The sequence below is a fragment of the Streptosporangium sp. NPDC087985 genome, assembly GCF_044741965.1.
In the GTDB taxonomy this organism is placed as follows: Bacteria; Actinomycetota; Actinomycetes; order Streptosporangiales; family Streptosporangiaceae; genus Streptosporangium.
Window position 1 is genome coordinate 148416 of sequence record NZ_JBIUTQ010000011.1, and the last position, 21816, is coordinate 170231.

General features: G+C 69.9%; 15 protein-coding genes. 10 read left to right on the top strand and 5 right to left on the bottom strand.

Features of this window, described 5'->3' with window-relative positions:
* Window positions 1–26: 26 nt before the first annotated feature.
* Both pulA and ACIN94_RS21015 read right to left on the bottom strand, forming a co-directional pair.
* Complete coding sequence (pulA, locus tag ACIN94_RS21010; protein ID WP_400708406.1) at window positions 27–5849, bottom strand: pullulanase-type alpha-1,6-glucosidase; 5823 nt, start codon at window positions 5847–5849, stop codon at window positions 27–29.
* Between the two features lie 183 nt (window positions 5850–6032).
* A complete protein-coding gene (locus ACIN94_RS21015; RefSeq protein WP_400708408.1) occupies window positions 6033–7631 on the bottom strand; it encodes a glycoside hydrolase family 13 protein in 1599 nt (532 codons plus the stop codon).
* Window positions 7632–8032: 401 nt separating this feature from the next.
* On the opposite strand from ACIN94_RS21015, the gene ACIN94_RS21020 reads away from it, so the two are divergent.
* From ACIN94_RS21020 to ACIN94_RS21050, 7 genes are all read left to right on the top strand, one after another.
* A complete protein-coding gene (locus tag ACIN94_RS21020) occupies window positions 8033–9328 on the top strand; it encodes an extracellular solute-binding protein (RefSeq protein ID WP_400708410.1) in 1296 nt (431 codons plus the stop codon).
* Window positions 9329–9342: 14 nt separating this feature from the next.
* Complete coding sequence (locus tag ACIN94_RS21025; protein WP_400708412.1) at window positions 9343–10962, top strand: ABC transporter permease subunit; 1620 nt, start codon at window positions 9343–9345, stop codon at window positions 10960–10962.
* Complete coding sequence (locus tag ACIN94_RS21030) at window positions 10959–11813, top strand: sugar ABC transporter permease (protein WP_400708414.1); 855 nt, start codon at window positions 10959–10961, stop codon at window positions 11811–11813. The genes ACIN94_RS21025 and ACIN94_RS21030 overlap by 4 nt, the downstream gene beginning before the upstream one ends.
* A 92-nt stretch (window positions 11814–11905) precedes the next feature.
* Window positions 11906–13756, top strand: a complete 1851-nt coding sequence (locus ACIN94_RS21035) for a glycoside hydrolase family 13 protein (RefSeq protein ID WP_400708416.1) — start codon at window positions 11906–11908, stop codon at window positions 13754–13756.
* Between the two features lie 47 nt (window positions 13757–13803).
* The gene (locus tag ACIN94_RS21040) at window positions 13804–15414 is read left to right on the top strand and encodes a glycoside hydrolase family 13 protein (protein ID WP_400708418.1); all 1611 of its coding nucleotides are present in this window, start codon (window positions 13804–13806) and stop codon (window positions 15412–15414) included.
* The gene (locus ACIN94_RS21045; protein ID WP_400708420.1) at window positions 15404–16453 is read left to right on the top strand and encodes a LacI family DNA-binding transcriptional regulator; all 1050 of its coding nucleotides are present in this window, start codon (window positions 15404–15406) and stop codon (window positions 16451–16453) included. Before ACIN94_RS21040 ends, ACIN94_RS21045 begins: the two co-directional genes overlap by 11 nt.
* Window positions 16454–16579: 126 nt before the next feature.
* On the top strand, window positions 16580–17212 hold the full coding sequence (locus ACIN94_RS21050; RefSeq protein ID WP_400708422.1) for an amino acid-binding protein: 633 nt from the start codon (window positions 16580–16582) through the stop codon (window positions 17210–17212).
* 51 nt (window positions 17213–17263) lie between these two features.
* Here the strand turns inward: ACIN94_RS21050 and ACIN94_RS21055 are convergent, their stop codons facing one another.
* On the bottom strand, window positions 17264–18550 hold the full coding sequence (locus ACIN94_RS21055; RefSeq protein ID WP_400708424.1) for an ABC transporter ATP-binding protein: 1287 nt from the start codon (window positions 18548–18550) through the stop codon (window positions 17264–17266).
* Between the two features lie 308 nt (window positions 18551–18858).
* Between ACIN94_RS21055 and ACIN94_RS21060 the strand changes: the two genes are divergently transcribed.
* Window positions 18859–19923: a LacI family DNA-binding transcriptional regulator gene (locus tag ACIN94_RS21060; RefSeq protein ID WP_400708426.1), complete on the top strand. Its 1065-nt coding sequence runs from the start codon at window positions 18859–18861 to the stop codon at window positions 19921–19923.
* Window positions 19924–19990: 67 nt separating this feature from the next.
* On the top strand, window positions 19991–20929 hold the full coding sequence (locus ACIN94_RS21065; RefSeq protein WP_400708428.1) for a carbohydrate kinase family protein: 939 nt from the start codon (window positions 19991–19993) through the stop codon (window positions 20927–20929).
* 53 nt (window positions 20930–20982) lie between these two features.
* Here ACIN94_RS21065 and ACIN94_RS21070 read toward each other — a convergent pair whose 3' ends face one another.
* Window positions 20983–21234 carry a hypothetical protein gene (locus ACIN94_RS21070; RefSeq protein ID WP_400708430.1) on the bottom strand — a complete coding sequence of 84 codons (252 nt, stop codon included), beginning with the start codon at window positions 21232–21234 and terminating at the stop codon, window positions 20983–20985.
* A gap of 12 nt (window positions 21235–21246) precedes the next feature.
* Between ACIN94_RS21070 and ACIN94_RS21075 the strand changes: the two genes are divergently transcribed.
* Window positions 21247–21396, top strand: a complete 150-nt coding sequence (locus tag ACIN94_RS21075; protein WP_400708432.1) for a hypothetical protein — start codon at window positions 21247–21249, stop codon at window positions 21394–21396.
* Between the two features lie 202 nt (window positions 21397–21598).
* Here the strand turns inward: ACIN94_RS21075 and ACIN94_RS21080 are convergent, their stop codons facing one another.
* Complete coding sequence (locus ACIN94_RS21080) at window positions 21599–21808, bottom strand: hypothetical protein (protein ID WP_400708434.1); 210 nt, start codon at window positions 21806–21808, stop codon at window positions 21599–21601.
* Between the last annotated feature and the right edge of the window lie 8 nt (window positions 21809–21816).

The following is a 21816-nucleotide window of genomic DNA, read 5'->3' on the forward strand; positions in this document are numbered from 1 at the left end:
GGCCCGGCGTTTTTCCAGGATCTGCTCTAGGACCGCACGAAGACGGCGACCGTACGGGCCGGGACCGTCAGCGTGCCGGTGGCGGGGTCGAAGGTCGACTGCTTCACGGTGGCGTCGTCGCCGGCCGTCTGGACGGGATGGAGCGTCACCTGGGCGCCCTTCAGTGCGGCCACGGTCTGCGGCTGCTCCGAAGGGGTCGCGTTGAAGACGACGGTGATCGACTTCCAGCGCGGGTCGATGCCCGAGGAGTCCAGGTGCATGGTCACGACACCGGGGGTCTCCGCGGTGCCGCTGGTGGGGAAGGTCAGCCGCTTCTGCACCTCGGCCAGGGAGCCGAGCGCGAAGGCGGGGGAGGAGGAACGGATCTTCAGCAGCTCGCCGTACGCGGCCCGGGCCGAGCCGATCGCCGCGCAGTCCGGCCGGAGCGCCGGGTCGGCGAGCAGCGGCCTGGCGTAGGCCCACTTGTCCTCGTTGTCGGCCTTGGGAGGCAGGCCCGCGCCGAAGCCGTTGCCCTTCGAGCAGTCCCACAGCAGCCGGTTGAACCAGTCGCCGGAGTCGTAGGAGTTACGGTCGAGGGACTTGGAGCGGAGCCGCTCGCTGCCCGCGTGGACGAACGAGGTGGCCTGTCCCAGTACGGCGGTGGCCAGGGAGAGCGACTGCATGCGCACCCGGTCGGCCATCGAGGTGGCCTGCGGCAGCTTGTAGGCCAGCGCGTCGAACAGCGTCTCGTTGTCGTGGGCGTCCACGTAGGTCACGGCCTCGCCCGGTGAGGCGGTGTAGCCGGCCGGAGAGCCGTTGTAACCGACCTCCGAGCCCTTGACCTGCCTGCCGCCGGAGGCGGTGAAGGTGTAGTCGCGCAGGTTGCCGGTCAGCCCCACCTTGATCAGGTCCTGGTAACCCAGGAGGCGGTCCCGCTGCTGCTCGGCCGTGCCGTTGGCGGGGGAGCCGTTGGGCGCGCCGGCCAGGCCCGAGCCGAAGCCCTGGATCCGGGGGTCGGCGTCGAACGGGCTGCCGCCGCGTACCGCGTCACGCAGGCGGTCATTGAAGGTGCCGATCCCGCTGCCCGCCATGTTGAGCTGGGTGGCCTGCTCGAAGCGGGCGTTGTCGGCCACCTCGCCGAAGTTCCAGCCCTCGCCGTACAGGATGATCGACTTTCCGTCCACGCCGTCCTTGGCGAGGGTCAGCTTGTCGAGCGCCTTGCGGACCGCGAGCATGTTCGCCTTCGGGTGGTGGCCCATCAGGTCGAACCGGAAGCCGTCCACCTTGTACTCGCGCGCCCAGGTGACGATGGAGTCGACGACGAGCCTGCCCATCATCGCGTGTTCGGGCGCGGTGTTGGCGCAGCAGGTGGAGGTGGCCACGGTGCCGTCGTCGAGCAGCCGGTGGTAGTAGCCGGGCACGATGCGGTCGAGCACCGAGGTGGGGTCCTGTCCGGCGGCGTGGGTGTGGTTGTAGACCACGTCCATGACCACCCGCAGCCCGGCCCTGTTCAGCCCCGCCACCATGCCCCGGAACTCCTTGATCCGGCCGGAGCCGGCCGGGTCGGAGGCGTAGGAGCCCTCGGGGACGGTGTAGTGCAGCGGGTCGTAGCCCCAGTTGAAGGAGTCCTTGGCCGCGACCTTGGCAACGCAGGCCTGCTGCTCCTCGGAGTCGGCGGGCATCGAGGCCAGGTCGCAGTCCGGCTCGCTGCGGTCGGCCTTCCTCTCGGGGATGGTCGCCATGTCGAAGACCGGCAGCAGGTGCACGTGGGTCAGGCCGTCCTTGGCGAGCCCGCGCAGCTCCTTCATCCCGGCGGAGTCTCCGGTGAACGCCGCGTAGGTGCCGCGTTGCGCGGCGGGGACGGAGGTGTCGGAGGCGGAGAAGTCACGCACGTGCAGCTCGTAGATCGACGCCCGGTCCTGGGGCACGGCCTTCGGCTTGGGCAGTGACGGCCAGCCGTCGGGTGCCAGGGACTTGTCGGAGAGGTCCACGAGCTGGCTGCGGACCGAGTCGGCGGCCAGCGACAGGCTGTAGGGGTCGGTCACCTCGTTGGTGACGACCTTTCCGGCGGCGGGCGCGTAGACCGTGACGAGGAAGGTGTAGTAGCTCCCCTTCCAGGTCGCCGGTCCCCGCACCGACCAGACGCCGCTCTCGTCGTCGCGCCGCATCGCGTGGACGGTGCGGCCGGCGCCGGTGGCGTCGCGGTAGAGGGCCAGCTCGACCTTCTGCGCGGTGGGCGCCCAGACCGACAGCTGGACGGCTCCGTGCGTGGCCGGGCCGAGTTCGGCGCCGGTGGCCTTGGCGTAGAGGTCGTCGAGCACGCCGGGGATCTGCACGCCGGTGGCGCTGAGCAGGGCGCCGGTGGCGTCCCGCTCGACGGCCACGACCTGGCCGCGCAGCGCCTTCCCGACCAGTCCGGTGTCACGCGGGTCCACCGTGAACGCGGCGTGGCCGGCCAGGTGCGGCCATTTCGCCTTCTGCGCGTCGGTGAGCGTCCCGGGGACAAGCCGGATGATCCGCAGGTCGCCGGTGAGGTCGCCCTTGGCGTAGGAGATGTCGCCCTTCTCCGAGAAGGCCAGGGAGTGGTGGAGCGAGGGGGACGGTTCCACCTTCCAGGCGACGGTGTTCCGGTCGATCCAGTGTGCCGCCGCCTTGGTGAGGTCGGCGTCCGCGCCGCCGGCGGAGGGCTGGGGCAGCAGGTAACCGGCGGTGGCCGCCACCCGCCAGGCCTCGTTGCCGACGGCGGTGAGGTCCAGTGTCTGGTCGTCCGGCAGGTCCTTCTCATCACCCCTGTGGATGATGTAGTTCATGTTCTTCGCCCCCTCGGTCAGGGGGACGCGGAAGTAGACTCCGAACCCGTCTTCGCCCGCCGGTCGGAGCGGGGTGACCCACTCGGTGGGAGTGGCCACGTCACCCCAGAGATGTAGTCCCCAGCCCTCGTAATTCCCATCCGGCCGGTGGTAATGCAGGAGCGCGACGTTCTCGGCCGCCGCCCGGGTCGGATGGATCTTCGCCACGCCGGAGTTGACGTAGGCGTCCGCCTGCAGTGCCGGGGTGAAGGACTGGTCGGGGCCGGGGTCCTTGGTGTCGCCCCGGTGGATGATGTAGTTCAGCGGGCCGGAGGCGTTCTTCAGCGGGATCTTCCAGAACGCGCCGTAGGAGTCGGTGCCGTCCGGCGGGCGCGGTGTGGCCCACTCGGTGGACACCCCGTCGGCGAGCGCGTCGCCCCACAGGTGCAGGCCCCAGCCGTCGTAGTCCTTGCCGGGGCGGCTGTAGTGGACGGTCGCGTAGCCCTGGGCGGCCGCGCGGGAGGCGTGGGTGTCGGGGTTGCCCGCCGCCAGCCAGACCTCGCCGGTCCTGGCGGGGTTGACGATCCGGTCGCCGCCGTCTTTCTCGTCGCCCTTGTGGATGATGATCCCGACGTTGGCGGCCCCGGGCTTCAGCTTGATCCAGGCGAACCTGCCGTAGGAGTCCTCGCCGGTCAGCGGGAGCGGGCTGCCCCACTCGGTGGGCGTCTCGACGTCGCCCCAGACGTGCAGGCCCCAGCCGTCCGGGTTCTCGCGCTGGTCGTGCACGACCAGCCAGTCGCGCTTGACCGCGCCGGGCTCCTCCGGGGTGGGTTCGGGGCCGACGGCGGCCGCCACGGTCGCCGAGGCGAACCTGCCCGCGGAGTCCTTCACGACCGCCTTGTAGGTGATCTGCGTGCCCGCGGGGATGTCGCGCAGGTCGTGGAAGACGCGGAAGGTACGGCTCCCGCCCGAGGTGTTGGGCGCGTCGTCGGTGCCGAGCACAGTCCAGCTTCCGCTGCCCACCTTGGCGGCGAAGGTGACCTGGTCGAAGCCGGTTCCCGGCACGGTCGCGGTGACCGGGATCCGGCCGTCCTCGGCCGTCCCCCGGATCTCGGCGCCGGGCAGCGCGACCGAGACGGCCGGGGTCGTCGCCGGGGTGGCGAGCTTCGCCGAAGCCTTGTAGACCACCGCGGACAGGGCGGGGACGGTCACCGCCAGACCGGTGTCGACGCCCGTGGTGAGCGCCGCGGGGGCCGTGCCGTACACCTTGGTGAAGGCCGCGTTCGCCGAGAAGGTCGGCACGCTCACGGTGGCCGCCTGCTTGGCGTTGTTGACCGTGACGATGTACTCGATCTGCTCCTTGGCGTCGATCCTGGAGAACGCGTAGACGCCGTCTGAGACCAGGCGCTCGATCTGGGCGCCGTCGGCCAGGGCCGGGTGGGCGTCGCGGAGCTTCGCCAGGGCGGAGATGCCCTGGTAGAGCGGGTGGCTGGGGACGAAGTTGTCCTGGGCGTGGGTGGCCGTGGTGCCGATCAGGTTGTCGCTCAGGTAGCTGTCGGCCTTCGAGGCGAACATCGGCTGGCGGGCGTCCTGGTCACCGCCCTTGCCGGTGAAGCCCTGCTCGTCGCCGTAGTAGATGATCGGCTGGCCGCGGGTGAGATACATCAGCTCGTGGGCGAGCAGGTCCCTGCGCAGGAGCTCGGAGTCGGGTGCCCCGGGGTTGTCCTGGGTGATGAACCGTCCGATGCGGCCCATGTCGTGGTTGCCGAGGAAGGTCGGCAGCGAGGCCGCGTTGCCGTCGGCGTCGGTGTGGTAGTCGTCGTCGGCGAAGAGCCGGGCCAGCCGGGCCGCTCCGGCCGTACCGCCGCTGAAGGAGCGGGCGGCCTCCTGGAACGGGAAGTCCAGGGTGGCGTTCATCCCGCCGCGCGTGGAGTAGCGGCTGGTGAAGGCGGGGTCGCTGGAGTAGACCTCGCCGAACATGAAGAACCGCTTGTTGCCGAGCTTGGCCGCGTAGCCGCGCAGGGCGGGGGAGAACCTCTCCCAGAACTCCATGTTGACGTGCTTGGCGGTGTCGATGCGGAAGCCGTCGAGGCCGGTGTCGCGCACCCAGGTCTTGTAGATGTCGATCATGCCGTTGACGACTTCGGGCCGTTCGGTCCACAGGTCGTCGAGGCCGAAGAAGTCACCGTACTGGTCGTTCTCGCCGCTGAAGGTGGAGTCGCCCCGGTTGTGGTACATCGTGGGGTCGTTCAGCCACGCCGGGGTCTTGGCGTTCTTCGGCGCGACCGGCGTGTAGGGGAAGGAGCCGGTGTCGACCTTGGGGAAGGTGTTCCCGCCGGCGTACTTCCGGTCGTCGAACGGCACGCCGTTGACGTCGACGTAGGGGTAGGCCCCCTTCGACCGGTAGGAGTAGGTCTTCTCCCGGTAGTCGATCACGTCGGCCGTGTGGTTGGTGATGATGTCGAAGAAGACCTTCATGCCGCGCTTGTGCGCCTCGCGCACGAGCTGCTTCATCTGGTCGTTGGTGCCCAGGTGCGGGTCGATCCTGGTGAAGTCGGTGATCCAGTAGCCGTGGTAGCCGGCCGAGGCGTTCGCCCCCGTGCCCTGGACGGGGCGGTTCCGGAACGCGGGGGTGATCCAGATCGCGGTGCTGCCGAGGTTCTTGACGTAGTCGAGCTTGCCGAGCAGTCCCTTGAGGTCGCCGCCCTGGTAGAAGCCCTTGTGCGTGGGGTCGAAGCCGGTGGTGAGCCGGTCGCCGGACAGGCCGCCCCGGTCGTTGCCGGGGTCGCCGTTGGCGAACCGGTCGGTCATCGCGAAGTAGAAGCGCTCGCGGCTCAGGTCGGCGCGGAGCGCGTCGCGGGCGAGATCCCTGTCGGAGGGCTCCGCCGTACGGCTCAGCGCGGAGGCGACCCCGGCCGGGGCCGGGGTCGCCTGGAGTGCGGCGGCGGGTGAGGCGGATACAGCGAGCGAGGACGTGAGCAGGGCCGCCGCGACGGCGGCCCCGGCGATCCGGGCGGCTGCGCCCGGTCGTGACGTGCCCACGTGCCGCGGGGGGAGCGGCCAGACCACCAAGGCCTCCACATATGTCAGTGTTTCGGGGGTGTTGCCCGGAAGTTACTCACTGAACATGATCTATGCAATGCCTTGCAGAAATTTCCTGAAATATGTTCTGAATCCGACCCGAGGTGTGGGCCTCCGGACTGCCGGCCTCCGGGTCGCGACCCTCCGGTTCGCGACCCTTCAGGCCGCTCAGACCGTGAGCTTTCAGACCGCGAGCCAGAGGGCGGTGTCGGCGGGGATCGAGCCGTCCGCACCGAGCGGGCCGCTGGAGACCAGCGGCTCGCCGGTCAGGCCGAGCTCCGCCGGGCTGACCGGGCCGTCGGAGATGTTGACCACCACGACCAGGCCGGGCTCACGCGCGATGACCAGCACGTTCTCCGGCGAGTCCAGCCATTCCACCCGGCCGCCGCCGAGCGCCGGGTGCTCCCTGCGGATCCGCAGCGCGGTCCGGTAGAAGTTCAGTGTCGAGTCCGGGGCGTCCTCCTGGGCATCCGCGGTGAGGGGCTCCCAGGACGCCGGCTGCGGCAGCCACGGCCTGGCGGCGCCCGTCGGGCCGAACCGGAAACCCTCCTCCACCGTGCCGCCCCAGGGCAGCGGCACCCGGCAGCCGTCACGGCTCTCCCCGGTGCGGAGGAACGCCGGATCCTCGCGCAGTCCGTCCGGGAGATCGAGGACCTCGGGCAGGCCCAGCTCCTCGCCGTTGTAGAGGTAGGCCGAGCCGGGCAGCGCCAGCATCAGCAGGGTGGCCGCGCGGGCCCGGCGCAGTCCCGCCTCGCCGTCGCCGTATCTGGTCACGTGCCGCCACTTGTCATGGTTGGACAGCACCCAGGTGGTGGGTGCGCCGACCAGCTCCGCCTCGGCCAGCGACCTGTCGATGACGGTGCGGAACGACTTGGCGTGGAAGTCGGCCATCATGAAGTCGAAGTTGAACGCCTGGTGCAGTTCCTCCGCGCCGATGTAGCGGGCCAGCCGCTGCGGCGTGGCGACCCAGGCCTCGGCGACCGCGATCCGGCCTCCCGGGTAGCTGTCCAGGATCGGCCGCCACTCGCGGTAGATCTCGTGCACGCCGTCCTGGTCGAAGTACGGCACGACCTCGTCGCCGAGCATCTCCGACTGCCGGCCGTTCTCGTCGCTGCTCCGGCCGACCGATGGCAGCCCCTCTGCCTTGATCATGCCGTGCGCCACGTCGACCCGGAAGCCGTCCACCCCCCGGTCCAGCCAGAAGGTCAGGATGTCGCGGAACTCGGCCCGGACCTCCGGGTTCTCCCAGTTCAGGTCGGGCTGTTCGGGGGCGAACAGGTGCAGGTACCACTGCCCGTCGGGCAGCCGGGTCCACGCCGGGCCGCCGAAGATGGACTCCCAGTCATTGGGGGGCAGCTCGCCGCTCTCGCCCGAGCCCTCACTGAACATGTACCAGTCGCGCTCGGGGGAGCCGGGCCCGGCCGCGAGTGCCACCTGGAACCGCGGGTGCGCGCTGGAGGAATGGTTCGGCACCAGGTCCACGATGACCCGGATGCCCAGTCCGTGCGCGTCGCCGATCATCTGGTCGAAGTCGCCGAGGCTGCCGAAGCGCGGGTCCACGTCGCGGTAGTCGGCCACGTCGTAGCCGCCGTCGGCCAGGGGCGAGGTGTAGAACGGGCTGAGCCAGATCGCGTCCACGCCCAGGACCTTCAGGTACGGCAGCCTGCTCCGCACACCCTGGAGGTCGCCGGTGCCGTCACCGTCGGCGTCGGCGAAACTGCGCGGGTAGACCTGGTACACGACTGCGTCGCGCCACCAGTCGTCGTTGCCGAGGATGGTCACTGGTTGTTCCTCCCGGGGATGGTCCGGACCGCAGCTACCCGCAATGTCCGTTGGCGCGGATGGGTGTCCGTGATGTCCGGTGAAGGATCCCGCGCGGCTCTGGGAGCGTCAAGCTGACTTTCAGCAAATTTCAGGTACTCAAGGATGTCAACCTCCGATTTTCGATCTTCAAAACCAGGACAAATCGGCTGATTCAGGGATGTATTGCAAGCGACTTTCTACGGCCAGATAGCGGTCTGATAACTCTGCTTCGCAAGTTCTTCCAAAACTTGCAACCAGCCGCTAGCGTCCCGGAAACATAAGTCACATCAAGGTCAAGATCACTCAAGCGCGGCACGAAGCGTGAAAGTGGTCATAAAAGATCTTTATGTCGAAAACCTCACAGACCACGAGGAGATCCCATGCGCGTCCGTGTTGCGGGTGCCGCCACCGCGGTGGCGGCCCTGGCTCTTGCCGTCACGGCCTGTGGCGGCGGCGAGACGCCTGATGCCGCGGCTCCCAGCGAGACGGCCGCCAGCGAGACGGCCGCCACCTCGGCACCCGCGAAGGACAAGGGCAACGGCAAGCTCGTCATCTGGGCCGACCCCAACCGGATCAAGGCCCTGAAGCCCTTCGCCGACGAGTTCGGCACCGAGAACGGTGTCACCGTCGAGGTGAAGGAGATCAGCGCCGACAACCAGCAGACCTTCGTCACCGCCTCACAGCAGGGCAGCGGCCCCGACGTGATGATCGGCGCGCACGACTGGATCGGCAACCTGGTCCAGAACGGTGCCATCGACCCGGTGAACCTGACCGCCGAGCAGAAGTCGTCGTTCTCGGAGATCGCGCTGAAGGCGGTCACCTTCAACGGCCAGGTGTACGGCGCGCCGTACGCCGTGGAGAACATCGCGCTGATCCGCAACACCAAACTTGTCCCCGACGCCCCGGCCTCCATCGAGGAAATGGTCAAGACCGGCACGAAGCTGAAGAAGGACGGCAAGGTCAAGGAGATCCTCTGCCTGCCGGTCACCCAGCTCGGCGACGCCTTCCACATCTACCCGATCTTCGCCTCGGGTGGCGGCGCCCTGTTCGGAACCACCGACGCCGGCGACCCCGACCCCAAGCAGGTCCTGGTCGGCTCCGAGGGCTCGGTCGCGGCGTTCGGCAAACTGAAGGACCTCGGGGAGAAGGGCGACGGCGCGCTGAAGACCTCGCTCACCAACGAGAACTCCATCCCGAACTTCGCCGCGGGCAAGTGCGCCTTCCTGATCTCCGGCCCGTGGGCGATGGCCGACGTGAAGAAGAGCGGCCTGAGCTACGACATCACCGCGGTCCCGGGCTTCGAGGGGGGCAAGCCCGCGACCCCGTTCGTCGGCGTGCAGTCCTTCTTCGTCGCCTCCAAGGGCAGCAGCAAGGCCCTGGCCCAGGAGTTCGTGAGCAACTACGTCACCAACCCCGACGTCGCCAAGGCCCTCTACGAGGCCGACCCCCGTCCGCCGGCGCTGACCGCCGCGCTGGAGGCGGTCGAGGCCGCCGACCCCGACGCCGGCAAGTTCATGGATGCAGGCAAGATCGGCTTCCCGATGCCGGCCATCCCCGAGATGTCCGCCATCTGGGGGCCCTTCGGCATCGCCGAGACCGCCGTGGTCAAGGGCGGTGACCCGGCCAAGGCCGCGGCCGCCGCGCAGAAGGCCATCGACGGCTCGCTGAAGAACTGATCAGGGACGACTGAATGTCCACTCCGGAGCTGACGACGGCCAGGGAGGGCGGGAGCCCTCCCCGGCCGGGGCCGCGGGGCGGGACCGGAAAGCACAGCCCGGCCCCCAGGCGACGGGAGATCTCCACGGCCTTCGTGGTGAGCAGGATCGCCGTGCTCGGCGTCGTGGCGGCGGTCCTGCTCTACGCGGTGCCCCCGCTGATCGCCACCGAGGCCTGGGCCGCGCTCGCGGTCCTGGGCGTCGTCACCGCGGTCATCGGCTACCTCTACCTGAGCCGCCGGTACGTCCCGGCCAAGTATCTGGTGCCGGGCACGATCTTCCTGATCGCCTTCCAGGTCTTCCCGGTCGTCTACACGATGACCACGGCCTTCACCAACTTCGGCGACGGCCACCGCGGGGACAAGCCGGCGGCGATCACGGCGATCGAGTCCGGCTCGGTACAGCAGGCGCCCGGCTCGCCCGAGTACGGCCTCACCGCCGCGCTCAAGGGTGACGAGCTGGTCTTCCTGCTGGTCGACACCAAGACCAAGCAGGTCCAGGTCGGCGCCGCGGACGGGCTCACCCCGCTCCCCGGCGCGAAGGTCAGCCTCAGCGGCAAGGTCACGCAGGCTCCCGGCTACACCGTCCTGACCACCCCGCAGGCGGCCGAGCGCGGACCGGAGATCACCGCCTTCTCCGTCCCCACCCCGGGCGGCGCCATCAAGGCCAACGGCCTGAGCCGGGCCGTCGAGGGCAGGGCGCAGAAGACCTACGACGCCGCGTGCGACTGCGTCGTCGACGCCGAGAACGGCCAGCGCTGGGTCGCCGACGAGTCCAGCGGCTTCTTCGTGGACTCCTCTGGCCAGAACCTTCCGCAGGGCTGGCAGGTCAACGTCGGCTTCGCCAACTTCACGCGGGCTCTCACCGACCCGGCCGTCTCCGGCTACTTCTTCGGCGTCTTGGTGTGGAACGTGTTCTTCGCGGTGGCGTCCGTGGCCGCCACGTTCGGGCTCGGCATGGGGGTGGCGCTGTTGCTGCACCACCCGCGGATGCGGGGCACGAAGATCTACCGGATCGCCCTGATCCTGCCGTACGCGATGCCGGCTTTCGCGATGCTGCTGGTCTGGCGGGACATGTTCAACCGGGACTTCGGCCTGATCAACCAGATGTTCGGGCTGAGCCTGGACTGGCTCGGCGAGCCGACCACGGCCAGGTTCGCGGTCATCCTGGTCAACCTCTGGCTCGGCTTCCCCTACATGTTCCTGGTGACCACCGGCGCGCTGCAGGCGATCCCCAGGGAGCTGACGGAGGCGGCCGGCATCGACGGTGCCTCACCGGTGTACGCCTTCCGCAAGGTGACCTTGCCGCTGCTCCTGGTGGCGCTCACCCCGCTGCTGATCTCCTCCTTCGCGTTCAACTTCAACAACTTCAACGCGATCCAGCTCACCACCCAGGGCGGCCCGTTCCCGGCGGAAAGCCCCCAGGTCGGAGCCACCGACCTGCTCATCACCTACACGTTCCGGCTGGCGTTCGGCACCGGCTCGGCACAGTTCGGCTTCGCCGCGGCGATCTCGGTCTTCATCTTCGCGATCGTGGCCGTCGTCTCGGCGATCACGTTCCGGCAGACCCGCCGCCAGGAGGAGGTGTACTCATGACGCGCTGGTTCAAGCAGGTCGGCTGGCGCCATCTCGTGGTGCTCGCGGTGGTGGCGTTCGCGCTCTTCCCGATCATGTTCGTGTTCTCGGCGGCGATCAACCCACTGGGCACGCTCGCCTCCTCGGAACTGTTGCCGACCGGGGCGAGCCTGGACAACTTCGCCAACCTGTTCAGCTCCGACGTCTACCCGTTCGCGCGGTGGTTCCTCAACTCGGTCTTCATCGCGCTGGCCGCCTCGTTCGCGAGCCTGCTGCTGAGCATGTTCGCGGCCTACGCCTTCAGCCGCATGCGCTTCTCCGGCCGTCGGACGGGCCTGTTGGCGCTGCTGCTGATCCAGATGTTCCCGCAGTTCCTGGCGATCGTGACGATCTTCATGATCTTCACGAAGGTCACCGAGCTCTATCCGGCCTTCGGCTTCAACACGGCCTGGGGCCTGATGCTGCTCTACCTCGGTGGCGCGCTCGGTGTGAACACCTGGCTGATGAAGGGCTTCCTGGACACGATCCCCAAGGAGCTCGACGAGTCGGCGACGGTCGACGGCGCGACGCACGCGCAGGTCTTCTGGCGGATCATCCTGCCCCTGGTGACGCCGATCATCGCGGTCACCGCGATGCTCGCCTTCATCGGCACGATGAGCGAGTTCATCATCGCCAACATCTTTCTGCGCGACCCGGAGAGTAAGACCCTCGCAGTGGGCATGTTCGGCATGATCTCCGGCGACGGGCGTAACGCCAACTTCGGCATGTTCGCCGCGGCCACGCTGATCACCGCGGTCCCCACGGTCGGGGTCTTCCTCTGGCTGCAGAAGTACATCGTCTCCGGCCTCACCGCCGGAGCGGTCAAGGGCTAGGGGGTGTCCCACCCCCTGGACCCGACGGACAAGTCGCGACCCCGGGCACGTCCACGGGCTGAAACGTCGACTCCTTATCGCGAAAGGAAAACATGTACCTCATCGACGAGCCACACCACGACGGTTCAGCCCTCTACGTCTCCACCCTGACGCCCGCGCTCGGCGAGCGGGTCACGGTCTGGGCGCGGATCCCGCGCGCCATGGAGGTCACCGCGGTGCACGTCCGCACCACGTACGACGGCGAGCCGCACTTCGCCGCCGCCGAGATCGACCCGGACCGCACCGGCAGGGCGATCGGCGGGTACGGCCCCGCCGACGTGTGGTGGAAGGCGGAGGTGACCGCGCACAACCCGGTCACGCCGTACCGCTTCTACCTGCGCCGCGACACCGGGAAGCCGGTCTGGCTGACCGCCGCGGGCGTGGTCGGGCACGACCTGCCCGACGCCACCGACTTCCGCCTGGTGACGTACGACGCGCCGCCGGCCTGGACCGGCGAGTCAATCATCTACCAGATCTTCCCCGACCGCTTCGCCCGCTCCGCGCAGGCGGGCCCGCTGGACCCGGCCGGCCTGCCGGCGTGGGCGCTGCCCCGTGAGTGGGACAGGGACGAGGTGATCGGGCGCGGCCCCGGCACCTCGGAACAGTTCTTCGGCGGCGACCTGGACGGCATCACCGAGCACCTGGACCACATCCAGTCGCTCGGGGCCGACACCGTCTACCTGACCCCGGTCTTCCCCGCGCGCTCCAACCACCGTTACGACGCCTCCACCTTCGACACGGTGGATCCGCTCCTCGGGGGGGACGAGGCGCTGCGGCGGCTGTCGGACGCGCTGCACGCCCGGGGCATGCGGCTCGTCGGCGACGTCACCACCAACCACTGTGGTGACGCGCACGAGTGGTTCGCCGCCGCGAGCTCCGACGTGGCCGCGCCGGAGCGGGAGATGTTCTACTTCGACCCCGAGACCGGTGACTACGAGTCGTGGTGCGGGGTCAAGAGCCTGCCCAAGCTCAACTGGGGCAGCCCGCTGGTGCACGAGCGCATGATCGCCACGCTCCGCCGCTGGCTGGGCACCCTGGACGGCTGGCGGGTCGACGTGGCCAACATGACCGGCCGTCGCGGCGCCGACGAGTACACCCACGAGGTGGCGGCGCTGCTGCGGCGTGAGGTCGCCGCCGCGCTGCCCGAGGCGACCCTCGTCGCCGAGCACGCCCACGACGCCGCCGGCGACCTGGACCGCGACGGCTGGCACGGCACCATGAACTACCTGGGATTCACCCGTCCGGTCTGGCGCTGGCTGCGCGGCGCCGAGCTCGACCTGCCCGACTTCCTCGGCGTGCCGGGCGGCGTCCCGGAGCAGGACGGCCCTGGCACGCTGGACACCGTCCGGGTCTTCGGCGCCCGCATGTCGTGGCGCTCGCTCACCCACTCCTGGCAGCTGCTCGACTCCCACGACACGGCCCGCATCCGCACCGTCACCGGTTCCCGCGAGGGACAGCTGGTCGCAGCCGGACTGCAGGCCACGCTGCCGGGCGTTCCCATGATCTACGCCGGGAGCGAGTACGGCCTCACCGGCTGGAACGGCGAGAACGCGCGCACTCCGATGCCGTGGAACCGGCCGGACGACCGGGACGAGACGACGCTGGAGGCCTACCAGGCCCTGTTCGGGCTCCGGCGTAGCGAGCCCGCGCTGCGCCACGGCGGCCTGCGCTGGCTGCACGCCGACACCGACAGCCTGGTGTTCCTGCGCGAGACCGCGTCGGAGTCGCTGCTGGTGTCGGCGCGGCGGGCGGCCGGAGACCCGGTCACCCTACCGCTGGGCGCGTCCGTGACCGGCGTCTACGGCGCGGACGACCTCGCGGCGGACGCGGCGGGCGAGGTGACGCTGCCCGGCGACGGCCCGAGCCTGCGGATCTGGAGGCTGGGTCGCGCCACGCGCGCGTAACGCGGTCCCGCCAGCACCATCGAATGTCGAGAATCGGGGGATAATTCATGACCGAGCTGATCCACGACCGGCACACCGGGACCGCCACCACCTGGTGGCGGGACGCGGTGATCTACCAGGTCTACGTCCGCAGTTTCGCCGACGGCAACGGCGACGGCATCGGCGACCTGCTGGGAATCCGCGGCAAGCTGGACTACCTGGCGGAGCTGGGGGCGGACGCGCTCTGGCTGACGCCGTTCTACACCTCTCCCATGGCGGACTTCGGCTACGACGTGGCCGACTACCGGGACGTGGATCCGATCTTCGGGACGCTGGCGGACGCCAAGGCGCTGCTGGACGACGCGCACGCCCGGGGCCTGCGGATCATCGTGGACGTGGTGCCCAACCACACCTCCGACCGGCACGTCTGGTTCCAGCAGGCCCTGGCCGCCGGGCCCGGCAGCCCTGAGCGTGAGCGCTACATCTTCCGCGAGGGCAAAGGCCCGGACGGCGAGCTGCCGCCCAACGACTGGGAGTCGGTCTTCGGCGGCCCGGCGTGGAGCCGGGTTCCCGACGGTCAGTGGTACCTGCGTCTGTTCGCCCCCGAGCAGCCCGACCTGAACTGGGAGAACCCGGAGGTCCACGCCGAGTTCGCGTCGGTCCTGAAGTTCTGGCTCGACCTGGGCGTGGACGGCTTCCGGATCGACGTGGCGCACGGCATGGTCAAGGCCGCAGGACTGCCCGACGTCGGCCACCCCGACCAGGTCAAGATGATCGGCGCCGACGTCGTCCCGTTCTTCGACCAGGACGGCGTCCACGAGATCCACCGCGCCTGGCGCAGGCTTCTCGACTCCTACCCGGGCGAGCGCATCGGGGTGGCGGAGGCCTGGGCGCCCACGCCCGAGCGCCTGGCCAACTACGTCCGCCCCGACGAGCTCCACCAGGCGTTCAACTTCCACTTCCTGACCACCCCCTGGGACGCGGAGCGGTTCCGCGCGGTGATCGAGGAGTCGGTGCTGACCGCCGGCCTGGTGGGCGCGCCGACGACGTGGGTGCTGTCCAACCACGACGTCAAGCGGCACGTCACCCGCTACGGCGGGGGCGAGCTCGGCCTGCGCCGGGCCAGGGCGGCCGCGCTGCTGATGCTGGCCCTGCCCGGCTCCGTCTACGTCTACCAGGGAGAGGAGCTCGGCCTTCCCGAGGTGCTCGACCTGCCGGAGGAGTTCCTGCGGGACCCGCAGCGGCTGCGCAACCCCGAGGACGGCCGCGACGGCTGCCGGGTGCCGATCCCATGGGCCGCCTCCGGGCCCGACTTCGGATTCGGCCTCCCCGGCAGCGAGGACAGCTGGCTGCCCATGCCCGCCTCGTGGAGCGGGCTCAGCGTCGAGGCCCAGCTCGGCGACCCGGACTCCACACTCCGGCTCTACCGGGCCGCCCTGGCCCTCAGACGGGAGCGCGAGGAGCTCGGCGACGGCTCGCTGACCTGGCTCGAGTCGCCCGAGGGCACGTTGTCGTTCGGCCGCGACGGGTTCGTGTGCACGGTCAACCTGACCGGCGAGCCGGTGGACCTGCCGGCCCCGGGCAGGATGCTGCTGGCCAGCGACCAGCCCGCACTCGTGGGAGACGCGGCACGGCTGGCGCCCGACTCCGCGGTCTGGTGGGAGCGCGATGCCGATTAGCGGAAGCCTCGCCGGTGGCACCTCGCCACGGCTGGTGGACATCGCCGCGCAGGCGGGGGTGAGCGAGGCCACGGTCAGCCGGGTGCTCAACGGCAAGCCGGGTGTGTCGCAGGGGACCAGGCAGGCGGTGCTGACGGCGCTGGACCTGATGGGCTACGAGCGTCCGCAGCGGCTGCGCCAGCGCAGCAACGGGCTGATCGGCCTGGTCACCCCGGAGCTGGACAACCCGATCTTCCCGGCGTTCGCCCAGGCCTTCGAGAAGACGCTGAACCAGCACGGCTACACCCCGCTGCTGTGCACCCAGCTCCCCGGCGGAGCGATGGAGGACGAGTTCACCGAGCTGCTCGTGGAACGCGGGGTCAGCGGCATCATCTTCGTCTCCGGGCTGCACGCCGACACCACCGCGCGCTCCGACCGCTACACCCAGCTCATCGGGCAGGGCGTGCCCATCGTCCTGCTCAACGGGCACGCCGACGACGTTCCGGCGCCGTTCATCTCCCCCGACGACCGGGCTGCGGCGCGGCTGGCCGTACAGCATCTGGTGGACCTGGGCCACGAGCGGATCGGCCTGGCCGTCGGGCCGGGCCGGTTCGTGCCGGTGATCCGCAAGATCGAGGGGTACCGGCAGGCGATGGCGCAGCTGCTGGGCGTGACCGAGGTGGACGGGCTGATCTCGCACTCGCTGTTCTCGGTCGAGGGAGGGCAGGCGGCGGCGGCGCAGCTGCTGGAGCGGGGCTGCACCGGGATCGTGTGCGCCTCCGACCTGATGGCGCTGGGCGCGATCCGGGCCTGCCGGGACCGGGGCCTGTCGGTCCCGGGGGAGGTGTCGGTGGTGGGGTTCGACGACTCGCCGCTGATCGCGTTCACCGACCCGCCACTGACCACCGTGCGCCAGCCCGTGCAGTCGATGGTGACCGCCGCAGTGCACACCCTGCTGGAGGCCGTCTCCGGCGCGCCCGTGAAGCACTCCGAGCTCATCTTCCAGCCGGAGTTCATCGTGCGGGGCTCGACGGGCTCGGGCCCGAAGGTCATCCGCTGACATCTCCCTCGGCGGGACTGCCGGACCGATGTCCCGGGGGCGCCAGGGCTATGCTGGACGACATCTCCCCGGAACCTCTGCGAAACCTGTCCGGGACACCCTGGTGTCCAGAGAGAGGTGATCGAAATGATGGTGCGGCTACGGGTGTCCTTTCCCGATCGCCCGGGTGCCCTGGGCCAGGTCGCCCGGGTCCTCGGCACGCTGGGAGCCGACATTCTCCAGATGACGGTGCTGGAGCGCCAGACGGGCCGGGCCATGGACGACTTCACCGTCTCCTGGCCCGGCACGGCCGACGCCGTCACCGTCAGAGCGCGGCTTTCCGTCGTCCCCGGAATACGCGTCGAAGCCGTCTGGCCCACCCGGGAGATCCCCGGTTCCGCCCCCGACTACGATCTGCTGAAGCACGTCGCGGCGGACCCGGGCAGGGCCTTCGTCACCCTCGTGGACGCACTGCCCGCCCTGATGGGCGCCGACTGGGCGGTCACCGTGGACTCCGGGACCGGCGAGATCGTCCACCGCAGCTGGCAGGCGCCGCCCTCGCTCGACGGGGCGGGGGGTCTCGTCGGGGTCAAGGTGGCCGACCTCACCCTCCTGCGTCCCTCCGTCCTCGACGCGGGCCACCACCGCCTGATGAGTCTCCCGGTGCCGGACGCTCACCTGCACCTCATCCTCGCCCGGACCGAGGGGCCGTCCTTCCACCGGGCGGAGGCGGACCGTGTCATCCGCGTCGTCGAGATCGTCTCCATCATCGGTCGCTGACCTCCGGGACCGGGTGGGTACGGCGCCGCCGGTGGCGGCCTGTCCGGCAGGTCAGCGGTGCGGGGGGTCGATGCGGGAGCCGTCCATGGTGAAGAGCATCAGACGGGTGACGTCGACACCCACGCGGGCGGGTTCACCGGCCCGCCAGACAGGTCGGGCGCCGACACGGACGATCAGATCGGCCCGGCGGTGGGTGCCCCCGCCGGCCTGCTCCGGCTCCCGCTGGACTTCGGGCTCGTAGCCGAGACCGGGCAGCAGGCGCCTGAGGGCCGCCCGGGCCCGGCCGCCCGGAGCGGCGGTGACCAGGTCACGTCCCTTGTGACGAGGGTCCGGGGGCTCGGGAACGGTCACGGAGGGGATGCCGCTCTCGACGTAGGCGAGCCACTCGTGACCGTGGTACTCCAGTGCCCGTACCCGGCCGAGGAAGATGGGGCCCTCGAACGTCTCGGGGACCGGAGCGAGGCAGTCCGGGCGGAGGCCGACGATGATCTGGCGACCGACATGCTGGGAGATGACGTAGGCCCGGGGATCGGTCCAAGGGATCATGATCTGGTGAACCCCGAAGTCCAGCAGGATGAACTGGTTCTGCGGGGTACGCACAGTGGCCGCGAGCAGGTTGATCTGCTGGGAGCTGAGGAAGGCGGCCGTGAAGGCGGTGGCCGGGTCGTTGTAGACCTGGCCGGGAGTACCGACGTCCTGGAGCACGCCCCGGTTCATGATGGCGATCCGGTCGGCCAGCGTCAGGGCCTCGACCTGGTCGTGAGTGACGTAGATCGTGGTCACACCGAGCGAGCGGACCAGCGAGGAGATCTCCATGCGGAGCTCGGTGCGCATGCCCGCGTCGAGGTTGGACAGCGGCTCGTCCATCAGGAAGAGCGAGGGCTGGCGGACGATCGCCCTGCCCATCGCGACGCGCTGGCGCTGGCCACCGGAGAGCGTTCCAGGGCGGCGATCGAGGGTCTCGTCGATGTGCAGCGCCTTGGAGAGCTCCGTCACGCGCTCCCTGACCATCGCCGGATCGGCCTTGGCGATCTCCAGGGGGAAGGCCATGTTGCCGCGCACCGTGCGGTGCGGGTAGAGCGCGCCGTTCTGGAAGACCATGGCGACGTCGCGGTCGCGCGGGGCGAAGTCGTTGGCGAGCTCACCGCCCAGCCACAGATCCCCGGAGGTGATCTCCTCCAGTCCCGCGATCATCCGGAGCAGCGTGGACTTACCGCAGCCGGAGGGTCCCAGTAAGACCAGAAACTCCCCGTTTTCGGCGCGCAGGTTCATTCGATCAACCGCGAGGTACCCGCCGGGGTAGACCTTGCTCACATTGTCGAGGACGACGGTACTCATGCGCGCTCGTTCCTCCCGGACCGTGTTGCCCGGATCCAGCCTTGTGATTGATGAGGTAGTACATCGCGCCAATTGCCCACGTGTCCATAGGTGTTTTCAGAAATCGCACACCTGCTGGTCACTTCTCTCTTTCCGACTGGTAGGAAAGTTTCGAGTCAGAGGAAAACCGGCCACAACTGGGTCAACGCCCGTAACGCCGGGACGGGAGTGTTACCGTTTGCACAAAGTTTCAGCAACGAGTCTCATATCCAAGGAGCTGAACGCCGCTTGGTTTGCACCCGATTCGACCGCATGGTGGGGTACGTCTGATGGACGGTGAACTCACGCACACGCCCCGATCCCGCCCCGATGGCACGGGAATCCGGCTGGCGGACATCGCCGCGCAGGCGGGGGTGAGTGAGGCCACGGTCAGCCGGGTGCTCAACGGCAAGTCGGGGGTGTCGCAGGGGACCAGGCAGGCGGTGCTGACGGCGCTGGACCTGATGGGCTATGAGCGTCCGCAGCGGCTGCGCCAGCGCAGCAACGGGCTGATCGGCCTGGTCACCCCGGAGCTGGACAACCCGATCTTCCCGGCGTTCGCCCAGGCGATCGAGAAGGCGCTGACCCAGCACGGCTACACCCCCGTGCTGTGCACCCAGCTCCCCGGCGGCGCTCCCGAGGACGAGTTCACCGAACTGCTGATCGACCGCGGGGTCAGCGGCATCGTCTTCGTCTCCGGCCTGCACGCCGACACCACGGCCAAAATGGACCGCTACGCCAGGCTGATCGACCGAGGGCTGCCGATCGTCCTGCTGGACGGCTACAACGGCCAGATCCAGGCGCCGTTCATCTCCCCCGACGACCGGGCCGCGGCGCGGCTGGCCGTACAGCATCTGGTGGACCTGGGCCACGAGCGGATCGGCCTGGCCGTCGGGCCGCGCCGGTTCGTACCGGTGATCCGCAAGATCGAGGGCTACCGGCAGGCGATGGCGCAGCTGCTGGGCGTGACCGAGGTGGACGAGCTGATCTCGCACTCGCTGTTCTCGGTCGAGGGAGGACAGGCGGCGGCGGCGCAGCTGCTGGAGCGGGGCTGCACCGGGATCGTGTGCGCCTCCGACCTGATGGCGCTGGGCGCGATCCGGGCTTGCCGGGACCGGGGCCTGTCGGTCCCGGGGGAGGCGTCGGTGGTGGGGTTCGACGACTCGCCGCTGATCGCGTTCACCGACCCGCCGCTGACCACCGTACGCAAACCCATCGGCGCGATGGCCTCGGCCGCCGTGGCGACCCTCCTGGAGGAGATCAACGGCATCCCGAGCAGGCACATCGAGCTGATGTTCCAGCCCGAGCTGGTCGTGCGCCGCTCGACGGGCTCCGGCCCGCTGGTCAACCGCTAGGAACGCGTCGCGCGGCGCACGGCCCCGTGCCACGCGGGCCGTCCCCGGCGGCTGAGATCCTGGCGTGATGAAGACTGGTTACGACGTCGTCGTCATCGGCGGTACCGGAGTGGACACCACGGCCTACGTGCCCGAACTGCCACTGCCGTACGCCGACACCTACCCCGTCCCGCCAATGGTCGACCGGATCGGCAACACCGGCAGCGGCGTCGCGCTCGGCTGTCACACCCTCGGGCTCAAGGTGAAGCTGGTCGACCTGATCGGCGACGACCCGCAGGGCCGGTTCATCCGGACCCACCTGGAGACCAGGGGGGTGGAGTTCGCCTGGGGACTCGCCCCCCAGGGCACCCGGCGCAGCGTCCTGCTGGTCGGCCCCGACGGGCGGCGGCTGTCGCTGTTCGATCCACGGGCCGTACCGGGCGAGCGGCTGCCCAGGGAGCTCTACCTGGCGGCGGTGCGTGAGGCCCGACACGTCCACGTGTCCATCACCGACTTCTCCCGGCACGTCTACCCCGACCTGGAGGGCAGGTCCGTCTCCACCGACCTGCACGACTGGGACGGGGAGAACGACCACCACAGGGACTTCGCCTACTCCTCCGACCTGGTCTTCCTGTCGGACACGGCCCTCGGCTCCCGCCGCGACGCCGTCATGCGCGACATCCTGGACAGGGGCCGCGCCACGACGGTGATCTGCACGGCGGGCGCCGAGGGCTGCCACGTCCTCGACGCCGACGGGCTCCGGCACATCCCCGCCGCCCCGCTGCCGGGCCCGGTGATCGACAGCAACGGCGCAGGCGACGCCTTCGTCTCCGGCGTCCTGTACGGCCTCCTCGGGGGACGATCCCTGGAGGAGGCCGTCCGGCTGGGCGCCGTCGCGGGCGCCCACGCCTGCACGGCGCCGGGCACCCACGAAAACCCCATCGACGAGGCAACCCTGCTCGGCCGGGCCGAGCAGCCCACCCACCACCCGGAGCCACTCCCACCCGTCACCCTGCTCGAGCAGTAGCCGCATACCGTGAGGAGCTCCAGCCTGGGGCTTTCTGCTGTCCGAGGTGCCACTCAGCGCAGCAATCCAGCCGCGAGCGCACCTGCCTCAGCCACCCGCGGCGCAGCCCGGTACGGCTGCCACCCCCGACGGAGCTGCCGCAGCTCGCCGCGGACGCGAGCCGATGCGATCCCCGTGAGGTCCTGGCGGAAGCCGAGCACCGTTGCCGCGGCCTGTTCGGCGTCGCCTCCGCGCAGGTGGGCGTGAGCGCATCGCAGCCCGATCATGGTGCGGGTACGGCGCTCCACCGGCCGACGGGTGTCCATGGAGGCGGCGAAGTGCTTCGCGGCACCGGCTACTCGGCCGCGCTGATGTGCCAGCGCCTCGGCGGCGGAGCGGTGACCTCGGTCGAGTACGACCCCGCCGTGGCTGAGCGCGCTCGGAGGTCCATCGTCGAGGCCGGATACGTGCCGACATGTAGCGGGTGAGCTGCTCCCGCGCTGAGAAGGGGGCGGGAGCCGTACGGGTCTGGTGTGCCCTCAGGAAGCCGGCGCGTCCGTGACCAGTTGCCGGATTGTCTCCATGTCGTCGAAGTGGGTGGTCACCTTGAGGCCCCGGACTCCTCGCCGCTCACTGTGCGCTCGATCTCGACGAAGGCCCCGGCGTGCTCGACTTCGTCGACGCAGATCATCATGGTCCCAGCGTCGCGGTGCGGCGGGTCTTGACGATCCGGACCGTGGAATGAATGCCCATGACCGTAATGGCGTGGTGCATCTGCTCCCGGTCATCGATCGCTGTCTCGTACTCCAGGCACGCCATGGAGTTGTCGACCGGCTTCTTCACAGTGAACAGGTGCCGGCCTTGCTGGGTGCGCAGCCGAGCGAAACTCCCGCGCCGCACGAGTCCAC

Excerpts from the sequence above, each read along its gene's own strand:
- ACIN94_RS21040 (WP_400708418.1), top strand. The coding sequence starts at position 13,804 with ATGACCGAGCTGATCCACGACCGGCACACCGGGACCGCCACCACCTGG.
- ACIN94_RS21030 (WP_400708414.1), top strand. The coding sequence starts at position 10,959 with ATGACGCGCTGGTTCAAGCAGGTCGGCTGGCGCCATCTCGTGGTGCTC.
- ACIN94_RS21065 (WP_400708428.1), top strand. The coding sequence starts at position 19,991 with ATGAAGACTGGTTACGACGTCGTCGTCATCGGCGGTACCGGAGTGGAC.
- ACIN94_RS21055 (WP_400708424.1), bottom strand. The coding sequence starts at position 18,550 with ATGAGTACCGTCGTCCTCGACAATGTGAGCAAGGTCTACCCCGGCGGG.
- ACIN94_RS21050 (WP_400708422.1), top strand. The coding sequence starts at position 16,580 with ATGATGGTGCGGCTACGGGTGTCCTTTCCCGATCGCCCGGGTGCCCTG.
- ACIN94_RS21020 (WP_400708410.1), top strand. The coding sequence starts at position 8,033 with ATGCGCGTCCGTGTTGCGGGTGCCGCCACCGCGGTGGCGGCCCTGGCT.
- ACIN94_RS21070 (WP_400708430.1), bottom strand. The coding sequence starts at position 21,234 with ATGGACACCCGTCGGCCGGTGGAGCGCCGTACCCGCACCATGATCGGG.
- ACIN94_RS21060 (WP_400708426.1), top strand. The coding sequence starts at position 18,859 with ATGGACGGTGAACTCACGCACACGCCCCGATCCCGCCCCGATGGCACG.
- ACIN94_RS21035 (WP_400708416.1), top strand. The coding sequence starts at position 11,906 with ATGTACCTCATCGACGAGCCACACCACGACGGTTCAGCCCTCTACGTC.
- ACIN94_RS21025 (WP_400708412.1), top strand. The coding sequence starts at position 9,343 with ATGTCCACTCCGGAGCTGACGACGGCCAGGGAGGGCGGGAGCCCTCCC.
- ACIN94_RS21045 (WP_400708420.1), top strand. The coding sequence starts at position 15,404 with ATGCCGATTAGCGGAAGCCTCGCCGGTGGCACCTCGCCACGGCTGGTG.